15 protein-coding genes are annotated in these 19,312 nt (G+C 71.7%); 12 read left to right on the top strand and 3 right to left on the bottom strand.

Features of this window, described 5'->3' with window-relative positions:
* The first annotated feature begins 59 nt into the window (after window positions 1-59).
* The 6 genes from AC5Y43_RS21535 to AC5Y43_RS21510 are packed head-to-tail and all read left to right on the top strand — an operon-like array spanning window position 60 to window position 7,624.
* Window positions 60-1,313: a class I SAM-dependent methyltransferase gene (locus AC5Y43_RS21535; RefSeq protein WP_499975831.1), complete on the top strand. Its 1,254-nt coding sequence runs from the start codon at window positions 60-62 to the stop codon at window positions 1,311-1,313.
* Entirely contained in the window at window positions 1,310-2,407 is a 1,098-nt protein-coding gene (locus tag AC5Y43_RS21530; RefSeq protein ID WP_499975829.1) for a class I SAM-dependent methyltransferase, read from the top strand. Before AC5Y43_RS21535 ends, AC5Y43_RS21530 begins: the two co-directional genes overlap by 4 nt.
* The gene (locus tag AC5Y43_RS21525; protein WP_499975827.1) at window positions 2,404-3,519 is read left to right on the top strand and encodes a glycosyltransferase family 4 protein; all 1,116 of its coding nucleotides are present in this window, start codon (window positions 2,404-2,406) and stop codon (window positions 3,517-3,519) included. The genes AC5Y43_RS21530 and AC5Y43_RS21525 overlap by 4 nt, the downstream gene beginning before the upstream one ends.
* 3 nt (window positions 3,520-3,522) lie before the next feature.
* Window positions 3,523-5,043, top strand: a complete 1,521-nt coding sequence (locus AC5Y43_RS21520) for a tyrosine-protein kinase domain-containing protein (RefSeq protein WP_499975824.1) — start codon at window positions 3,523-3,525, stop codon at window positions 5,041-5,043.
* Window positions 5,040-6,524, top strand: coding sequence for an O-antigen ligase family protein (locus AC5Y43_RS21515; RefSeq protein ID WP_499975822.1), 1,485 nt, complete (start codon window positions 5,040-5,042; stop codon window positions 6,522-6,524). The genes AC5Y43_RS21520 and AC5Y43_RS21515 overlap by 4 nt, the downstream gene beginning before the upstream one ends.
* The gene (locus tag AC5Y43_RS21510) at window positions 6,521-7,624 is read left to right on the top strand and encodes a glycosyltransferase family 4 protein (protein WP_499975820.1); all 1,104 of its coding nucleotides are present in this window, start codon (window positions 6,521-6,523) and stop codon (window positions 7,622-7,624) included. Before AC5Y43_RS21515 ends, AC5Y43_RS21510 begins: the two co-directional genes overlap by 4 nt.
* On the opposite strand, the gene AC5Y43_RS21505 is transcribed toward AC5Y43_RS21510, so the two are convergent.
* A complete protein-coding gene (locus AC5Y43_RS21505; protein WP_499975816.1) occupies window positions 7,607-9,292 on the bottom strand; it encodes a hypothetical protein in 1,686 nt (561 codons plus the stop codon). The two genes, AC5Y43_RS21510 and AC5Y43_RS21505, sit on opposite strands and share 18 nt — an antisense overlap.
* A 10-nt stretch (window positions 9,293-9,302) precedes the next feature.
* The gene (locus AC5Y43_RS21500; protein ID WP_499975814.1) at window positions 9,303-11,168 is read right to left on the bottom strand and encodes a putative bifunctional diguanylate cyclase/phosphodiesterase; all 1,866 of its coding nucleotides are present in this window, start codon (window positions 11,166-11,168) and stop codon (window positions 9,303-9,305) included.
* 189 nt (window positions 11,169-11,357) lie between these two features.
* On the opposite strand from AC5Y43_RS21500, the gene AC5Y43_RS21495 reads away from it, so the two are divergent.
* The 5 genes from AC5Y43_RS21495 (at window position 11,358) to AC5Y43_RS21475 (ending at window position 16,825) form a co-directional block, all read left to right on the top strand.
* Window positions 11,358-12,176, top strand: a complete 819-nt coding sequence (locus AC5Y43_RS21495) for an FkbM family methyltransferase (protein ID WP_499975812.1) — start codon at window positions 11,358-11,360, stop codon at window positions 12,174-12,176.
* 81 nt (window positions 12,177-12,257) lie between these two features.
* Window positions 12,258-13,448 (top strand): NAD(P)/FAD-dependent oxidoreductase, encoded by a 1,191-nt coding sequence (locus AC5Y43_RS21490; protein ID WP_499975810.1) that lies wholly within the window; start codon window positions 12,258-12,260, stop codon window positions 13,446-13,448.
* Between the two features lie 5 nt (window positions 13,449-13,453).
* The gene (locus AC5Y43_RS21485) at window positions 13,454-14,365 is read left to right on the top strand and encodes an RNA polymerase sigma-70 factor (protein WP_499975808.1); all 912 of its coding nucleotides are present in this window, start codon (window positions 13,454-13,456) and stop codon (window positions 14,363-14,365) included.
* Window positions 14,366-14,381: 16 nt separating this feature from the next.
* Window positions 14,382-15,635, top strand: a complete 1,254-nt coding sequence (locus tag AC5Y43_RS21480) for an aminodeoxychorismate synthase component I (protein WP_499975807.1) — start codon at window positions 14,382-14,384, stop codon at window positions 15,633-15,635.
* A 122-nt stretch (window positions 15,636-15,757) separates the two neighbouring features.
* A complete protein-coding gene (locus AC5Y43_RS21475; RefSeq protein ID WP_499975805.1) occupies window positions 15,758-16,825 on the top strand; it encodes a hypothetical protein in 1,068 nt (355 codons plus the stop codon).
* 1 nt (window position 16,826) lies between these two features.
* On the opposite strand, the gene rsmI is transcribed toward AC5Y43_RS21475, so the two are convergent.
* Window positions 16,827-17,663 (bottom strand): 16S rRNA (cytidine(1402)-2'-O)-methyltransferase, encoded by an 837-nt coding sequence (gene rsmI / locus AC5Y43_RS21470; RefSeq protein ID WP_499975804.1) that lies wholly within the window; start codon window positions 17,661-17,663, stop codon window positions 16,827-16,829.
* 25 nt (window positions 17,664-17,688) lie between these two features.
* Here rsmI and AC5Y43_RS21465 point away from each other — a divergent pair, with 25 nt between their 5' ends.
* Window positions 17,689-19,239, top strand: coding sequence for a dolichyl-phosphate-mannose--protein mannosyltransferase (locus tag AC5Y43_RS21465; protein ID WP_499975802.1), 1,551 nt, complete (start codon window positions 17,689-17,691; stop codon window positions 19,237-19,239).
* The last annotated feature ends 73 nt before the right edge of the window (window positions 19,240-19,312 follow it).

Below are 19,312 nucleotides of genomic sequence, written 5' to 3'. Positions count from 1 at the left end.
TCGGCACGGCATCGCAGCCAACCCCACAGACACGGACCGGTTACCGAGGAGACAACCAGATGAATTGCCGCCTGTGCGATTCCGATCACCTGCTCAGCGTCTTGGACCTGGGCTCGACCCCGCCCTGCGAGAGAATCCTCGCCGCCGACGAGCTGGATCTGCCGGAAACGACCTACCCGCTGCATCTTCGGCTCTGCGAAGACTGCCTACTGCTACAGGTGCCGGCGCTGATCACCCCCGAGGACACGTTTACCGAATACGCCTACTACTCCTCGTATTCCGACAGCTGGGTGCGCCACGCCAAGGACTTCGTCGGCGAAGCCGTCCAGCGTCTCGGGCTCGGCCCGGACTCGCTGGTGGTCGAGGTCGCCAGCAACGACGGCTACCTCCTGCAGCACGTCCTCGCGGCGGGCGTGCCGTGCCTGGGCATCGAGCCGTCGAAGAACGTGGGCGAGGCCGCCCGCGAACGCAAGGTGCCGACGATCTCGGCGTTTTTGGACGAGGAGGTCGCGGCCAAGGTCCGCGTCGAGCATGGCCCAGCGGACCTGGTCGTCGCCAACAACGTCTACGCGCACATCCCGGATCTGCGCGGCTTCACCCGCTCCCTGCGCAAGCTGATGGACGACGACGGCTGGCTGAGCATCGAGGTGCACCACGCGCTGAACCTGGTGCGGCAGGCGCAGTTCGACACCATCTATCACGAACATTTCCAGTACTACACGCTCTTCTCGGCGATATGCGCGCTCGCCACGTCGGGGCTGGCCGTCGTCGACGTCGAACTGCTGCCCACCCACGGCGGGTCGATCCGGGTCTGGGCGCGCTCGGCCGAGATCGCCGGCCAGCCGAGCGAACGCGTGAGAAAGGTGTTGGACGCCGAGGAGGCCGCGGGGTTGCACCGCGTCGAAGGCTATCTCCAACTTCAGGCCAGAACCGAAGCCACCCGGCACGAGCTCCTGCGGTTCTTGCTGCAGTGCCGCGCCGAGGGCAAGCGCGTCGTCGGCTACGGCGCGCCGGGCAAGGGCAACACCCTGCTGAATTACTGCGGAATCCGCAGCGATCTGCTCGAATACACCGTCGATCGCAACCCGTACAAGCACGGCCACTTCACGCCGGGCATGCGGATCCCGATCCACGAACCGGAACGGATCGCCCGGGACCGCCCCGACGTCGTCCTCGCGCTGCCCTGGAACCTGGAGAGCGAGCTCACCGAACAACTCAGCTACATCGCCGACTGGGGTGGCCGGCTGGTCTTCCCGCTGCCTAACCTGCACATCGCCTCCGGGGTGCACCGGCGACGCGGCGGCGTGCCATGACGAGCTGCCGTGGGTGCGGCCGCACCGAGTTACACCGAGTGCTGGATCTCGGTAATGTGCCTGCCGCCGACCACTTTCCGCTCGCCACGGAGCCGGTGAGCCCGGCGGAGTCGGCGCACCCGATCGCGATGGACCTCTGTGCGTCCTGCGGTCTTGCCCAACTCGCCAGCGACGACACGATCACCGAAGAACCGCGCGGCATCGAGCCACTCGCGCTGCGTGAGCAGGCCGCCGAGGCCGTGCGGCGCGTCGCCGACGCCGGCTGGCTGCGCGGCAGCACCGTGCGGGAGTTCGGCAGCCCACACGGCGGAACGTGGCTGCCGCTGCTCGCCGAACGCGGCTTCGCCGGGTCCGAGATCGCCGACGTCGTCCTCGACTCGTTCGGCGTCATGCACGACGCGGATCAGCGGTCCGGCTTTCAGTTCCGGGCCAAGACGACCGCCCCCGGCGGGGTTCTGCTCGTCCAGTTCCCGTGGCTGCTGACCATGGTGAGCCAGGGACAGTGGAACGCGTTGCGCCACGGGCACTTCGGCTACTACTCGCTGACCGCGCTGGTCGGACTCCTCGAATCGGTCGGGATGAGCCTGGCCAGCGCCTGGGAGTTCGACCTGTACGGCGGGACCCTGTTGGCGGCCGCCGTGCACGGTCCCGCCGAACCGGACGGACGTGCCGCCGGCATCCTAGCGCGCGAGGCGAGTTTCGGGGTGACGGACCCGTCGGTGGTCGGGCGGCTGCAAGGGGCGGCCGAGCGGCATGCCACCCTGCTGCGCGAGTGGCTGGTGACGCAAGCGGCCGGCGGGCATGAGGTTTACGCGTACGGCGCCGGCTCCCGGGTGCCCGCGTTGTTCAGCATCGCGGGGGTCGACCGGAGCCTCGTGCGGGCGGTCGCCGACGCGTCGCCGGCGAAGCAGGGCCGGCGGATTCCCGGGACCGACATCGCGATCATCTCCCCCGAACAGCTCATCGCGGCCGACCCCGATCGCGTCATGCTGACCCTGCCGGACCTGTACGACGAGGTCCGCCGGACATATCCGCAGTTCGAGGGGCGCTGGTCGGTCGACCCGGGAGCCGACGGGGCGGGGTCGCGACTATGAATCCGATTCGGGTGCTGTGGCTTTCGCCCTGGATGCGGCCGCTGGCGCGGGTGCAGGCCGAAGCGCTGCGACGGCGGGGGGCCGACGTGTTGTTGGTGACTTCCGACCAGCACCCCGAGTCCGACGCCGCCCGCGATTACGAGCTGGTGCTCGACCCGCGGTTCCGGACGGCCGGAACGTGGCCGTCCAGCTTCGCCGCCTGGCGCCGCATCCGGGCCCATCGCCCGGACGTGGTGATCGCCGAACTGGTTCGCGATCCGCGGTGGATCGCGCTGGCCGGCGGCGTGCCGCGGGTGCAGCTGGTGCACGACGACCGGCCGCATGACGCCGGCGAGCAGCGGCCGGCATACGAGCGCGCGGTTTTCGATCGCTGGGGCGCCCATTCCGCGGCAACGGTGGTCTACAGCGACTACGTCGCGGCCGCGGTCAGCACCCGCCGGGACGTGGACGGAACGCCGCTGCACGTGCTGCCGCTGACCAGCGACCTCGACCTGGATCTCGTTCCGCCGCCCGTCGGCGCCGGGGGCCGCCGCGATTTCGTGATGGTGGGCCGGCTCAATCCGTACAAGAATTTCGACGTGGTGCTGCAGGCCTGGCAACGGCACGTCAGCGGCGACGGCTGGCGCGGCGACGACCTGGTGCTCATCGGCGACGGCCCGATCGGCCTGAGCGGCGCGGAGTTGCCGCAGCGCGTTCGGTGGTGTTCGGGCACGTACCGCTACTCCGATGTCGTCGAAACGCTCTCCGCGGCAAAGGGTTCCGTCGCCCACTATCGGCGCGCCTCGCAGAGCGGGGTGCAGGTGCTGAGCATGCAGCTGGGCGTGATGCCGATCGTTTCCACCGTCGGCGCCCTGCCCGAGTACCAGCCGCCGGGCGGCCCGGCGGTCGGCGCCGACGACGTCGCCGGCCTGGCCGCCGCGTTCGACACGCTGGCGGATCCCGCCGTCGCGGCGCGCCGCGGGGCCGAGGCGGCGCGCCACTACGCCCAGCGGTTCAGCGTCGACGAGGTCGCGGACCGCTTGTTCGATGTCCTCAGCGAGGTGCTAGTCACGCGATTGCCGCTGGGCACGCGTGAGCTAGAGAGCGCCATCCGGCGCCGAGAAAGGTTCTAGCTCATGGATTTCCGTACGTTCGTTCGAACTTTGGTGGCGCACTGGAAGCTGTTCGCCGGCGCGCTGCTGGCCTGTCTGGCCGGGGCCGCGGCCGTCACCGCGTTCCAGACCAAGAGCTACCAATCGGCGGCCACCGTGCTCATCTCGTTCTCCGGGGAGACCGACCTGGCCCAGGTGTACTCCGGGACGCAGGCCGTCCAGGAGCGGCTGTCGTCCTACGCGGCGATCGCCGGCGGGCACGCCGTGGCCGAGCGCGCGGTCAAGCAGTTCCACCTGCCGGTCAGCGCGGACCTCCTGGCGAGCGAGACGCACGTGGACTACACCGCCAAGTCGACGCTGTTCACCATCTCGGTCACCGACACCGATCCCAATCGTGCCGCGGCACTGGCCAAAGCGATGGCCGACACGTTCGCCGGGATGGTCGGCACGCTCGGCGTGACCCCGCGGGACCCGGTCGCGCTGGTGAGCAGCGGACCGCCGCAGGCCCCCGCCCCCCAGGCGCCGCAGGACACCGACGGCCAGCCCGCGACGTCGCCCGGCGCCGAGACGCCGCCGCTGCCGGACCCGCAGGCGCCGCCGCAGGTGGCCCCGACCGGGCTGCCCCCGCAGCCGTCCCCGTCGCTGCCCGTGGCCAGGGCCACCGTGATCGAGCAGCCCGGCGTCCCGGACAGCCCCATCAAGCCGGTGCCGGCGCGAAACATGGCGATGGGCCTTGCCGCCGGACTGCTTCTGGGGACCGGTGTGGCCCTGACGCGGGAGGCCGCCGATCGCACCGTGCGTGACCGTGCGAAGCTCGAACGGCTCTCGGAATTGCCGACCCTGGCCGAACTGCCCGGAAAGCGCGGCACCGCACCGCGATTCGGCACGAACATCTCGTTCGACGACGCGGTTCGTGGCCTGCGCGCGCGCCTGCTGCGGGCGATGGAGCCGGGAACGCGCCGCGTCCTGCTGACATCGCCGTTCGGCGGGGAGGGGACGACGACGACGGCGGTGAACCTGGCGCGGGCGTTCGCCGAATCCGGCGAGGAGGCCCTGCTGGTCGAGGGCGATACGCGCCGGCCGGTAATCGCCGGCCTGCTCAAGGTCGACTCCGGCGAGGGGCTGGGCAACGCGCTGGCCGATCCCGCCATCGCGACGGAAGCCGTGAAGCCGACGTCGATTCCGCGGCTCTTCGTGCTGGCGGCGCGAGCCGTCCGGCGGGAAACGCTGCCCAGCAGCGCCTACCTGCCGGAGGTGCTCGACAGGGTGCTGCACGACGTCTCGGCCGTCTTCGACCGAACCGTGGTCGACGGTCCGCCCGTGCTGGCGACGGCCGACTCCGGCCTGCTGGCGTGCGCCGTGCAGGCCACGGTGTTGGTCGTGCGGGCCGGGCGCACCACCGAGGACGAACTGCGCGACGCGTTGACCGCGTTGCGCGCGGCGGGCGCCGACGTCGTCGGCACCGTGCTGACCGACGCCAAGATGCCCCGCCATGCCAGAGCGTCGGCGCGGACCTACCGGGCCAAGGTGGGCCGCCCGGCGTGATCCTGTACCTGCGGAGCCGGCACCGCCTGGCGCTGTCCGGGGCCATCCTGACGGTATTCGCGTTGGGGTGCTTCGTTTTCGGCGTGCTGTCGGTGCGCAACACCACCCAGGGCGTGATGCTGATCGGCGTGACGTTCTGCGTGATCGTGTACTGGACGAAGCGCGAGACCATGATCTGGCTTGGGCTGTTTTTGGCCTTCGCGTCGCTGCCCCAGGGCCTGCCGCCCGGGAAAGTCATTGGGCCGGTGGCGATCTACGGCCACCACGTGCCGCTGTTCCTGGCGATCTGCTTCCTGATCCCGCTCGTGCGGCCCCGGTGGTCCGACTTCGCGTTGCCGCTGATGTTCGCCTCGGTCGTGGTGTACTTCACCGCCGTCGGGTTCGCGACCGGGCACAACCCCCGCTCGATCATCCACGAGGCGACCTTCCTGCTCGAGATGGTCGCCGGGTTCATCCTCGCGGTGTTGATCGTGTACGGCGGATACCTCAAGGGCGTGATGCATGCGGTCGCGGCGACGCTGTGGATATCGGCGGCGCTCGCCGTGCTGTGTTCGCTGCACGTCATCCGCCTCGCCGGCCGGGCGGAGAGCCTGGACGCGACGGCGGGCGCCGCCGCCACCCGGATCATCACCAACACCCTGACCCCGTCCATCGCCGTGCTGACCGTGCTGGTCGCCGCGGGCATCGTCGGCCGGGTCCGGCCCGTGACGTTTCTCGTGTACGGGCCACCCGCCCTGATCATTTCGATGCTCGCGTTCTCCCGTAACACCCTGATCTGTGTGGGCGTGGCCGCGCTCGTGGCCTTCCTGGTCACCCTGAGCTGGTCATCGCTGCGCCGGACCGTCAGGCTGACCATCGCCGGCGCGGCGATCCTGGCGGTGGCCGTGCCCCTCGCGCTGTTCTTGCTGCAGCACTCGACGGCCGGGGAATGGCTCGGCAACCAGATCGCCGGGTTCAGCCACCGCGTGCTGGGCGGCGTGTCGAAGCAGGCGCTCGCCGCCGACTCCTCGACGCTGGCGCGGCTGGCCGAGGACGGCAACCTCGATCGCGCGATCGCCCGGGCGCCGCTGTTCGGGCACGGCCTCGGTTACGCCTATCAGCAGCCGTTCGGCAACGATCCCGACGAGTTCACCAACACGCTGGGCACCACCTACGCGCACAATTTCTACCTGTGGTGGCTGGTCAAGGCCGGGGCGGCCGGCATGGCCGCATTCGCGGCGTTCGCGCTCACGCCGCTGGCCCGGGCGCTGCGCAGCGCCTCGGCGCCGGCGAAGGTCGCCGCGGCGGTCAGCGTCGGGCTGTTGGTGATGTGCATCGTCGACCCGCTGCCCGAGGACCCGGCCAACTCGCTGACCCTCGGCCTGGCGCTGGGTGCGGCGTCGGCCTTCGCCCGCCTGCGGCAGCGGCCGGGCGTTTCGGAGCCCGCCGCGCCCGCCCGCGCGCCGGCTCACGCCCGGCTGCCGGTGGGGGCGGCGCGGTGAGCGCCGCGCCCGTGCGGGTGCTGGTGGTGGGGCCGGCGCCGGCCGCGGACCACAGCCGCGGCGGCATGGCGACGGTGGCCGCGTTGCTGGCGGCGCACCCGGACGAACGGATCCGCGTCACGGTGGTGCCCACCTACGTGGACCGGTCGCGGTGGGTGAAGCTGGCGGTGGGCGTGCGCGGAATGCTCTGCGCCAGTTGGCTGCTGCTGTGCGGTCGCGCCGACGTGCTGCACGTGAACCTGGCCCACGGCGGCAGCGTGCTGCGCAAGGCGGTGCCGCTGTGGGCGGCGCGCCGGGCGAGCGTGCCGGCGGTGGTGCACGGGCACAGCTTCGACTTCGGTGGCTGGTTCGACCGGCTGCCGACGGCCACGCGGGCGGCGGTGCGCCGCATGCTGGTCGCCGACCACTGGCTGGTGCTGGGCGAGCGCCACGTCGAGGAGTATGCGAGCCGGCTGCGGTTGGCCGACGGCCAAATCAGCGTGCTGCACAACGCCGTTCGCATCCCGGAGGCCCCGGTGCCCCAATCGGGCGCCGAGCGGGTGCATGCGGTCGCGCTGGGCCGCATGGGGGTTCGCAAGGGCAGCTACGACATCGTCGCGGCCGTGGGCGCGCTCGAACCGGCGGTCCGCTCCCGGCTGCGCGTGACCCTGGCCGGCGACGGCGAGGTCGACGGGGTGCGCGCCGCGGTGGCCGCGGCCGGCCTTCGCGAGACGATTCACGTGGCCGGCTGGCTCGACCCGGCGGCCCGCGACGAATTGCTGCGCGCCGCACACGTTTTCCTGCTGCCCAGCCGCGACGAGGGCCTGCCGATGGCGTTGTTGGAGGCCATGGCCTACGGGTTGGCGCCGGTGACCACGACGGTCGGCAGCATCGGCGAGGTCATCGGCGACGGCGTCACCGGCGTGGTGGTGCCACCGGGTGCCCCACAGCAGATCGCCGGCGCACTCACCACCCTGACGACCGACGAGCGGCTACGCGCCCGGCTGGGCACCGCCGCGCGCGGCCGCGCCGCCGACTTCGGGCTGACGCGCTGGCACGGGTCGCTGGCCGGTCTGTGGACCGCCCTGGCCGGGTGCCACAAGTCACTGGCCGTTGGCTGACGTCGTCCAGTCGCGCGGGATATCAAGCGTCGCAATCGGATACAGGCCCGCCCCGTCGCGCCCGTCGCGCGCCAGCGCCATCGGCGCGTAGTTCACCACGTGTGACGCGTTCGGCTTGTGCTGCTGCCAGTCCACCGTCGCGCGCAGCGTGTAGTGCCCCGGCGCCAGTCCCGCAAGGTCGATGCGCACGGTCTCCGTCGACGACGCCGGGACCGGCTCCTCGCGCGCGGCGGCGGTGTCGTCGTGCACCAGCGTCTTGAGGTTGACCGTCGCGGGCAGGCTGCGCACCACCGCCCCGGCGAAGTCGACCAGTTTGTAGCCGGGCGCCCAGTGCTCGGTCGCGGCCGCCGAACCATAGTTGGTCCAGACGGCGGAGATGGTGGCCACCTTCCCCTGTATCGAATGGGAGCCCGGGCGCGTCTCGACCGAATACCGGTAGCCCGCCGCGGTATTGGCCTGCGCCCACAGCAGAAACAGCTTCGGGTCCATCGACGAGTTGGAGTCGCGGTCGGCGAAGTTGGCGCTCGACGTCATCGACACGTGGTACCTGACGACGTCGTGCAAACCCTTTTCGTAGTAGGACCGCGGGTCGGTGCCGCCGGGCAGCTGGCACCACTCGGTGATCACCGGCGCGGCGGCCATCCGTTGCTTGATCGCGTTGACGACGGCGTCGTTGGCCCGCACGTAATGCGACTCGTTGGTCTCCGCCCACGCGGGCAGGGGCGCCTGGACCCCGAGGCAGTCCGAGCGAATGCCCACCGGCGCGGACAGTTTGTTGGTCACGTCGTCGGCCAGCAGCTCGCGCACGATCTCCGGATTCTGCGGGGTGACCACCAATTGGGTGCGGGGGAAGGCGCCGACGTTCGCGTCGACCAGCTGCCGGATGGACGGCTTGTTGATGCTTTGATCGCGAAACTGGCTGTAGTAACCCAGCATCGCCTCGCTCTCGTCGGGCGCCGGACCGGGCGCCCCCAACACGTCACGCAGATAGGCGACGTGGTTCTCGCTGAAGTCCCCGTACCCGGAGAACTCGAACACGCTGAGCCGCTCGTCGCCGTCGTAGCGGCGGCCCAGCGCGGCCAGCAGATCCCCGAACGCATTGAGGTAGGTGGGGTTGTTCCAGTTGGGCACCACCTGCGTCACCCCGGGCGTCGGGCTGTTCGGCGGCGACGAAAAGTCGGTGGTGGCGCCGGGAGCGGCGCGTACCCAATCGGGCACGGCAAGGTTCGTGTTGTTCGGATACGAGGCGTTGCAGCACGAGTTGTAAGCCAGCACCCGCAGCGTCAGCCGCATGTTGCGGGCGGCCAGCTTGGTCAGCGCGTCGTCGATCACGCCGAAGTCGAACTTGCGATCGTCGGGGGCATCCGGCGGCAGGGTGTGCGGGTCGACGGGCTGCAACTGCCGCCACGAGACACGCAGGCTGGCGTCGTAGGAGGCGGGCCAGGCCGGATACCGCTGCTGGGCCGGATTGCCTTGCGGGAACAGCGGAATCAGCAAGTCCTCGTACTGGCCGCGCAGCGGGCTGGGGATCTCCTGAACGGTGGCGGGGATGGCCGGAAACACCATCGTCGACAGCGGGCCCGGGTCGGGGTGGCCGCCGCACCCGTTCAGCAGCAGCGCCGTGCACGCGAGGACGGCCACGGGACCCTTTTTTAATGAACGAAGCATCGTCACTGGGCTAGATCGCACCTAACGACAGCGCCTCGCGGTCGGCGAGGAACGGCATCGGCATCCACCGCGCGGACAGCAGCGCCTCCATCGCGTTGCCGGGCACCGGCCGCGACAGCAGGAACCCCTGTGCGCGGTGACACCCGTGCTGCATCAAAGTCAGTGCGGCGGCGGGGGTTTCGACTCCCTCGGCAACCAACTGCAGGCCGAACGCCTCGGCCAGTCCGATGATCGCCCGGACGATGGCCAAATCGCCGGCGTTGGTGCCCAGGTCGCGGACGAACCCGGTGTCGATCTTGAGCATGTCGACCGGCAGCGACTTCAGGTGTGACAGCACCGCGTAGCCGGTGCCGAAGTCGTCGATGGCGATCTGGACCCCGACCTCCTTGAGCTCGGCCAGGGTCTTGCGGGTGGTTTCGATGTCGTGCACCACGGCCCGCTCGGTGATCTCCAGGCACACCGACCCGCCGTCGATGCCGAACTCCTCGATGGTGTCGGCGACGCTGCGCACGAAACCGCGGGTGATCAATTGGATCGGGGAGACGTTGATGCGCAAAATCGCGCTCTGGCCAATGCCATTGGCCCGCCATCGGCTGAATTCCGCGCAGGCGCTGCGCATCACCCACCGGCCCAGTTCCCCGGCGAGGTTGGTCGACTCGGCCACCCCGATGAACGAGTCCGGCAGCAGCAGACCCCAGATCGGGTGCCGCCAGCGCACCAGCGCCTCGGCCGCCACGATCGCGCCGGTCCACAGGTCGACCTCGGGCAGGTAGTGCAGCAGCAGAGCCTCGCTGTCGATGTCGCCCTGCAGATGCAGCTCGATGTCGTTGCGGAAGGCGCTTTTCAGTGACATGTCGTCGGTGGACAGCGCGACCTGGTTGCCGCCGCCGCGCTTGGCGGTCAGCACGGCCTCGTCGGCCCGCCGCAGCAGATCGGTGCTGTTGTCGCGCCCGGGCATGCCCACCGCCAGCCCGATGCTCACGGTGCGGGTGATCATGTGCCCGCCGATGGCCAGCCGCTCGCGCAGCATGGCCCCCAGCCGCCGCGCGAACGACTCCGCGGTGCCCGTCGACATCGGCGGGTCCGGGATCACCACGAACTCGTCGCCGCCCAGCCGCGCGATCATGCTCTGGCTGCCCGCGCACACCCGAATGCGTTGCGCGAACACGCGGATGAACCAGTCGCCCGCGGTGTGGCCGAGGTAATCGTTGATCGGCTTGAGCCGGTCCAAATCGAGGTACAGCACGGCGACCGGTCCGGGGCTGCCCGGCGCGAGCCGCTCGGCCAGGTGCGCCACCAGCGCCCGCCGGTTGTACAGGCCGGTCAGGTCGTCGTGCTCGGCGAGGTAGCGCAGCTTCTCTTCGGCCGCGATGCGGGCTTGCAGCTGCGCGAACAGGGCGGCGACCGCCTCCAGCGTGTTGATCTCTTCTTGCTTCCACTTACGCGCGCCGTTCTTGACGAAACCGAGGACGCCCGTGGTGATCTCGCCGGAGACGAGCGGTGCGGCGGCCACCGACGGCGACGTGGGATGCTTGGCCGCCCCGAGCCGGCGCGCCAGCGCGCGGTTGGTCTGCTCGGGGCGGATCACGACCGGCTTGCGACCGTGTTCGCACTGGGCGAGCACGGGGTCGGCGCTGGTGAAGTGGACGACGGCCAGCGGGTCCGGGTCGGGAACGTCGGTGCGCGGCGGCCACTCCGCGACCAGCACCGAAGCGCGGATGTCGTGGTCGTGGTGGCGCAGGAAGCTGGCGTCGAGGTCGAACTGCTCGACGAGCTGGGCGAGCACCCGTTCGCTCACCCGGGTCGCCGTCGATCCCGTGGCCTCCATCAGCTGGGTGGCCACGGAGGTGACGACGAGATCCAGGCTGCGAGGCATGGAATCCTCCGAGGGGCACAGGTCCGGCTGGGCTCGGCCTTTCCGGGGGGCCCAATCAGGAAATCGTCTAGCGGTTTTGCTTGATTGTATTCGGCCCGGGGCAGGTCACGAATCGCAGCGAAGCGTAACATGTGCGACCCGGCTCAGCGCCGCTCATACCGCTCCCACCAGGACAGGAGACCACCGCAGATGCCGGTCGCACGCACGGCCAAACGCTGGCTCGCGCCGGCGGCAAAGACGTTGGCGCCGCGGCTGTTCTGGCGGCGCAAATACGGCATCCTGCAACGCCTCGGCGAATCGCGACCGGACGTGCAATTGGTGGCCTCGCTGTGCGATTCCGACCGGGTCTCGCTGGACATCGGGGCCGACGTCGGCGAGTTCACGATCGCGATGCTGGCGTCGTCGCGGTCGGTGATCGCGTTCGAACCCCGGCCGGCCCAGGCCCGCGATCTGACGGCGATGTTCGACGCGGTCGGCGCCGCGGTGCGGGTGGAAGCCGTCGCGCTCTCGGACCAGCCCGGCGTCACGACCATGCGGGTGGTGGAATCCGACCCCGGCCGCAGCACGATCGACACCGCCAACACCCTCGACAGCGCCCTCGGTGACACCGGCGGCGCGATCCAGAGCATCGACGTGCCGGTCAAGCGGCTCGACGATCTGGGGCTGGACGGCGTCGGCCTGGTCAAGATCGACGTCGAGGGCCACGAGTTGGCCGTATTGCGCGGTGCGACAGACACACTCGCGCGCAACCGGCCCGCGGTCCTGGTGGAGGCCGAGGAGCGCCACCACCCCGACGCCGTCGCCGCGATCACCGAGTTGCTGACCGGGCTCGGCTACCACGGCTACTTCGACGACGGCGACGCCCGGCGCCCGGTCGAAGAGTTCGACGCGGCCCGCCACCAGGACCCGGCCAACATCGGCGGCCGCGAGGACGGGTGGGCCGCCCACGGCGTCTACGTCAACAACTTCGTCTTCCTCCCAGGGCCCGCTGAGGGCCGCCGCGGGTGAGCCAACTCACAGCGCCTCCCTGTCACGCCCGGTCGGGCTGCGGTGTCTTTAGGGCACGAGCCCGATGAGAGGAGACAACAAATGACCGAGCTGGCCTCCCCAAGAACCCGTGTCGTCGTCGTCGGCGGCGGATACTCCGGCACCCTGGCCGCCAACCACCTGCGCCAGCGCCCCGACACTGTGGCCATCACCCTGGTCAATGCGCGCCCCGTGTTCGTCGAGCGGATTCGTCTGCACCAGCTGGCCGCCGACACCGGCGCCGCGGTCGCCGACTACGAGACCCTGCTGGGCGACGGGATCGCGCTGGTCGTCGACACCGTCGAGCGCATCGAGGCCGCCGACCGGCGCCTGGCGCTGGGCTCGGGCGCCGTCCTGGACTACGACTACCTGATCTACGCCGTCGGCAGCACCGGCGCGGTGCCGGACGCGGTGCCCGGCGCCGCGGAGTACGCGCACTCGGTGGCCGACCTGGAAAGCGCACAGCGGCTGCGCTACGCCCTGGCGGACCTGCCGCCGGCCGCGCCCGTCACGGTCGTCGGCGGCGGCCTGACCGGCATCGAAACGGCCGCCGAACTCGGCGAGCAGGGACGCGCGGTGACCCTGGTTTGCGGCGGCATTCTCGGCCCCTCGCTGAGCAACCGGGGCCGCCGTTCGGTGGGCAAGCAATTGCGCAAGCTCGGGGTGGACGTGCTGGAATCCGGGGCCGTCGCCGCGGTGCGCTGGGACTCGGTGGTGCTCGCCGACGGGTCCGTGCTGCCCAGCGCGGCGACGGTGTGGACGGCGGGTTTCTCCGTGCCGGACCTGGCCGCGCGCAGCGGGCTGAGCACCGACGCGCTGGGCCGGCTGCTCACCGACGAGACGCTGACCAGCATCGACGACGGGCGCATCGTCGCCGCGGGCGACGCGGCCGCGCCGTCGGGCCGGCCGCTGCGGATGAGCTGCCAGGCTGCCGGCCCGTTGGGCGTGCAGGCCGCCAACACCGTGCTCAGCCGTATCGGCGGGGCCGCGCCCGCGGCGATCAACCAGGCCTTCGCCGGGCAATGCATCAGCCTGGGCCGCTCGCACGCCACCCTGCAGTTCGCCCGCGCCGACGACACCCCGGTCAACGTCGCCCTCGGCGGCCGCCCGGCGGCGCCGGTCAAGGAGGCGGTCTGCAAGGGCACGCTGTGGGCCATCCGCCGTGAGGCGGCCAGGCCCGGCACGTACTTCTGGTTCAAGGGCGGCGCCCGGCCGGTGGAGCCGGCCGCCGACCCGCGGCCCGCGGTGCCGTGACCTCCGTGACTCCCAGGAGTGCCGGCAGCGAGCACGCCGAACGGTTCACGCTGCTGCGGCCGCTGCTGTTCACCATCGCCTACGAGATCCTCGGCTCGGCGACCGAGGCCGACGACGTGCTGCAGGACAGCTACCTGCGGTGGGCGGGCGTGGACCTGGCGGGCGTGCGCGACACCAAGTCCTATCTGGCCCAGCTGGTCACCCGGCAGGCGCTCAACGCGCTGCGCGCCGGCGCCCGCCGCCGCGAGGACTACGTGGGGCCGTGGCTGCCCGAGCCGCTGCTGCTCGACGACCAGGACCCGTCGGCCGATGTCGTTCTGGCGGAATCGGTTTCGATGGCGATGCTGGTCCTGCTGGAGACGCTGAGCCCCGACGAGCGGGCGGTGTTCGTGCTGCGCGAGGTGTTCGGCTTCGACTACGGCGAGATCGCCGAGGCGGTCGGCAAACCGGCGCCGACCGTGCGTCAGGTCGCCCACCGCGCGCGCGAACACGTGCGGGCGCGCCGAAAGCGCTTCGAGACCGTGGACCCCGAACGCAACGCCGAGATCACCGCCCGGTTCCTGGCCACGGCGGCCGACGGCGATGTGGAGGCGCTGATGACGATGCTGGCCCCCGACGCGACCTGGACGGCCGACAGCGGCGGCATCGTCAGCGCCGCCCGCCGGCCCGTCGTCGGCGCCGAGAGGGTGGCCCGGGCGATCTCCGGGCTGGTGCGCCGGGCCGCGGAGATGGGCCCGCTGCGGCTGGACATGGTGACCTGCAACAGCGCCCCGGCGGTGTTGCTCTACCTCGGCGAACAGCTCGAAGGGGTGATCACCGTGGAGATCGCCGACGACAAGATCACCAACTTCTACGTGATGCGCAACCCGCACAAGCTGGCGGCGCTTGCCACCGCCCGCGACATCAGCCGGGGCTGAGCGGCAGACTGGGGCGGTGCGAATCGAGCGGCTGGGCGACCTGGGCGCCGCGCCCGGGGTGCTGCGCGCCGTCGGCGACGCCGCCGACGGGCTCGGCCTGCCGCCGCCCGCCGCGCTGACCGGCGACTGGTTCGGGTCGCTGGCGGTGATCGCGCCCAGCGTGTCGGCGCGGCCGGTGGATGCCGCCGACGCGTTCGCGGCCCGGCAGGCCGCGCCGGCGCGGGACACCGATGCGGTGGGGGGCGGATGGGTCGGTTACCTGTCCTACCCCGATCCCGGCGCCGACGGGCTGCCGAACCGGATCCCCGAGGCCGCCGGGGGCTGGACCGACTGCATCCTGCGCCGCGACCGCGGCGGGCAGTGGTGGTACGAAAGCCTCTCCGGGGCGCCGCTGCCCGGCTGGCTGGCCGCGGCCCTGGCCGCAGGTCCGGCACCGGCGCGCGACTGGCGGATCGACTGGGGCGCCGCCGACCGGGCGGCGCACCGGGACGGGGTCCTGGCCTGCCTGGAGGCGATCCGCGCCGGCGAGGTCTATCAGGCCTGCGTATGCACGCAATTCACCGGATCGGTCAGCGGGGCGCCGCTGGATTTCTTCGTCGACGGCGTCGCCAGGACGGCCCCGGCCCGGGCCGCTTACCTGGCGGGGCCGTGGGGGGCGGTGGCGTCGCTGTCGCCGGAACTTTTCCTGCGCCGTCGCGGGGCGGCGGTGACATCCAGCCCGATCAAGGGCACGCTGCCGCTGGACGCCTGGCCGTCGGCGCTGCGGGCGTCGGCCAAGGACGTCGCCGAAAACATCATGATCGTGGACCTGGTCCGCAATGACCTCGGCCGGGTCGCGGTCGTGGGCACCGTCACCGTGCCGGAGCTGCTGGTCGTGCGGCGCGCCCCCGGCGTGTGGCACCTGGTTTCCTCGGTCTCGGCGCGGGTGCCCCCCGAACTCCCGACGTCGGATCTGCTGGACGCCGCGTTCCCGCCCGCCTCGGTTACCGGCACCCCCAAACACCGCGCCCGGCAGCTCATTTCGCAGTGGGAACACAACAGCCGTGGAATCTATTGCGGCACAGTCGGTTTGGCCTCCCCGATCGCCGGGTGCGAGCTGAACGTCGCGATCCGCACCGTCGAGTTCCGCGCCGACGGCAGCGCCGTGCTGGGCGTCGGCGGCGGGATCACCGCCGATTCCGATCCCGACGCCGAATGGGAGGAGTGCCTGCACAAGGCCGCGCCGATCGTCGGGGTGCCGCCCGTCGCGGCCGCGGCCCCGGTCGGTTAGCCGGCAATGCCAGAGTCTGCGGCCGATGAATTTCGGCTAACGCCCAGCGCCGCGTGCCGCGGCCGCCTAAGCTTCATGGATTGACCGCGCCGCACGCGAGTCGACCGCCGGAGGGGGCAGTCATGAGAATCGCCATTTTGGGCGCCGCGGCGTCCGCCTTCGTGGGCGGAACGCTGGCGGTTACGCCGCTGACCTCGGTCAGCACGCCCCTTCCCGTCCCGGGGGGCTGCGGCAACGGCGCCGTCTGCGAGAAAGTGGCGTCGGTCATCATGCCCGAGAAGCCCGCGCCGCCGCCGGCGGCGGAGACCGTACCCTCCGCCCAGTCCGGAGGACCCGGCACCCCGTTTTCCGACGCCGCCAACGTCATAGCCCCGCCCGCGCCACCCGCACCCGGAGGGCCCGCGGCCGTCGCCGCGGCACCCGGGATGGGGGGCGGCTCACCGGGTATCGGCGGCGGTGCGCCCGGCGTGGGCGTGCCGGGCGTCGGCGTGCCCGGCGTGGGCCTCCCCGCTGACCTGGGCGGACTGCCCGACCCCGCGCTCGTGCTGCCCGCCATGGCCGGGCTGCCGGCCGCCGCGTCCATCCCGAACTCCGCGGCCGTGGCCCTGTCGGTCGTGCAGGGCGTCGTGGGCGTCGGCGGCAGCGTCGTGGGCATCGGAACCGGGGCCGTGGCCTCGCTGAGCACCGCGGCCATCGCGCTGGTCTATCTCAAGAATGCGGGCCTGCTGCCGGCCAACTTCAGTTTGGGTGTGCCCGCGATCCCGGGCATGGTCGCCATCCCCGGATTGAACATTCCCTCCGCGGCGGCCATCCCGGCCGCGGCCGCGGCCGTTCCGGGGGCGGCGGCCGCTATCCCGGCGGTGACGGCGGCCGCTTCGCACGTGGCCCTCCCGCCACTGCCCGCGCTGCCGGCGGGCCTGCCGGCGGCCCCGGCACTGCCCCCGCTTCCGGCGGGCCTGCCCCCGGCACCGGCGCTGCCCCCGCTTCCGGCGGCACCGGCGCTGCCCCCGTTGCCGGCGGCCCCGCCCGCGCTCCCGGCGCTGCCCCCGTTGCCGGCGGCCCCGCCCGCGCTCCCGGCGCTGCCCCCGCTCCCGCCGCTTCCCGCTGGGCCGCCCCCGCTGCCGGCCCTGCCGCCGCACCCGCAGGTGTGCACCCCCGGAATCGGTCCCTTCAAGGCTTGCACGCCCTGATTCACTCGCGGCGCAGCTGCAGCACCTCGTCGTAGAGCTGGCGCGTGCGCACGTCCGGATGCGCCGCGGCCACCTCGCTACAGGCGTCCTTGACGCGCACCCCGCCCGCGACCAAGTTCTCCACCTCGGCAACCAGGGCGGGCAGGTCGGCGCGCGGCGTTGCGCCCGCCAACACCACGGTGACCTCGCCGAGCACCCCCTCGTCCGCCCATGAGGCCAGCTCGTCGAGCGACCCGCGCAGCACCTGCTCGTGCACCTTGGTCAGCTCCCGGCAAACCACCGCGCGGCGTTCGCCGCCGAGCTCCTCCGCGGCATCGCGCAGGCACGCGGCCAACCGGCGCGGCGACTCGAAGAACACACACGTGCGCCGCTCGTCGGCCAGCGAGGCCAACCACGTGCGCCGCGCGGCCTTGCGGCGCGGGGCGAAGCCCTCGAAGCAGAACCGCTCCGACGGCAGGCCGGACACGGCCAAGGCCGTCGTCACCGCCGACGGCCCGGGCAGACACGTCACCGCAACCCCGGCCGCCACGCACGCCTCCACCAACCGATAGCCCGGGTCGCTGATCAACGGCATCCCGGCGTCGCTGACCACCACCACCGTCGCCCCGGCCGTCATCGCGTCGAGGAGCGCGGGCACCCGCGCGGCCTCGACCCGGTCGTACAGGCTGACCACCCGGGCGGTGATCTCGACGTCGAGCGCCTTCGCCAGGGTCCGCAGCCGGCGGGTGTCCTCGGCGGCGATCACGTCGGCGCGGGCCAGTGCGTCGAGCAGGCGGGGCGAGGCGTCCGACGGCTGGCCCAGGGGGGTCGCGCCCAGCAACAGGCGCCCGGAGGTCATGAGCGACAGCCTACGATCGACACCGATGTCCGCCCCGCCCAGCGAAAGCCCCGTCGAGGAGCGCGTCGTTCCCGTCGTCAGCCCGGGGCCGCTGGTCCCGATCGCCGACTTCGGGCCCACCGACCACATCCGCGGCTGGGTGACCACCGGGGTGATCGCCGTGCTGGCGGCGGTGACCCGGTTCCTCAATCTGGGGTCACCCACCGACGCCGGCACCCCCGTCTTCGACGAGAAGCACTACGCGCCGCAGGCCTGGCAGGTGCTGCGCAACCACGGCGTGGAGGACAACCCGGGGTTCGGCCTGGTGGTGCACCCGCCGGTCGGCAAGCAACTCATCGCGATCGGCGAGGCGCTTTTCGGCTACAACGGCGTGGGCTGGCGGTTCACGGGCGCGCTGCTCGGCGTCGTGATGGTGGCGCTGGTGATGCGGATCGTGCGGCGGATCAGTCGCTCGACGCTGGTCGGCGCGATCGCCGGCGTGCTGGTCATCTGCGACGGCGTCTGCTTCGTCACCGCGCGCACCGCGTTGCTCGACGGCCTGCTGACCTTCTTCGTGGTCGCGGCGTTCGGCGCGCTCGTCGTCGACCGCGATCAGGTCCGCAGGCGCATGCACATCGCGCTGCTGGAGGGCCGCAGCGCCGAGACCGGGTGGGGGCCGCGACTGGGTGTGCGCTGGTGGCGGTTCGGCGCCGGGGTGTCGCTCGGATTGGCTTGCGGGACAAAGTGGTCCGGGCTGTACTTCGTGCTGTTCTTCGGCGTGATGTCGTTGGCGTTCGACGTCGCGGCGCGGCGCCAGTACCAGGCGCCCAGCCCGTGGCGCGGGACGTTGGGCCGCGACCTGATCCCCACGGCGTACGCGTTGGTGGTCATCCCGGTCGCGGTGTATCTGTCCAGCTACGCGCCATGGTTCGCCTCGGAGACCGCGATCGACCGCCACGAGGTCGGTCAGTCGATCGGTCCGCATTCCCTGGTTCCGCTGCCCGACGCCCTGCGCTCGCTGTGGCACTACAGCGCCAAGGCCTTCCAGTTTCACGCCGGGCTGACGAATTCCGCCGGCAATTACCACCCGTGGGAATCCAAGCCGTGGAGCTGGCCGATGTCGTTGCGGCCGGTGCTGTATGCCATCGACCAGCAGAACGTGCCCGGCTGTGGCGCGCAGTCGTGCGTCAAGGCCGAGATGCTGGTGGGCACCCCCGCGATGTGGTGGCTGGCGGTACCGGTATTGGGCTACGGGTTCTGGCGGATGCTGGTTCGCCGCGACTGGCGCTACGCCGCGGTGCTGGTGGGTTATTGCGCGGGGTGGCTGCCCTGGTTCGCCGACATCGATCGGCAGATGTACTTCTTCTACGCGGCGACGATGGCGCCGTTCCTGGCCATGGCGATCGCGCTGATCTGCGGCGACATCCTGTACGCGCGACGGCCCAGCGCCGAGCGGCGCACGCTGGGGCTGATCGCGGTGAGCTGTTACGTGGCATTGGTGGTGACCAACTTCGCCTGGCTGTTCCCGGTGCTCACCGGCCTGCCGATTTCGCAGCAGACCTGGAACATGGAGATCTGGTTGCCCAGCTGGCGGTGATTCCTTGGCGCCGAAACTGCGTCCAGATCGCGATTTGGGCCGATCCGACGCCCTGGACGCAGTCTCGGCGCGA

Source organism: Mycobacterium sp. NGS57, from assembly GCF_059812405.1.
This window is presented reverse-complemented; position numbering and strand designations above follow the sequence as displayed.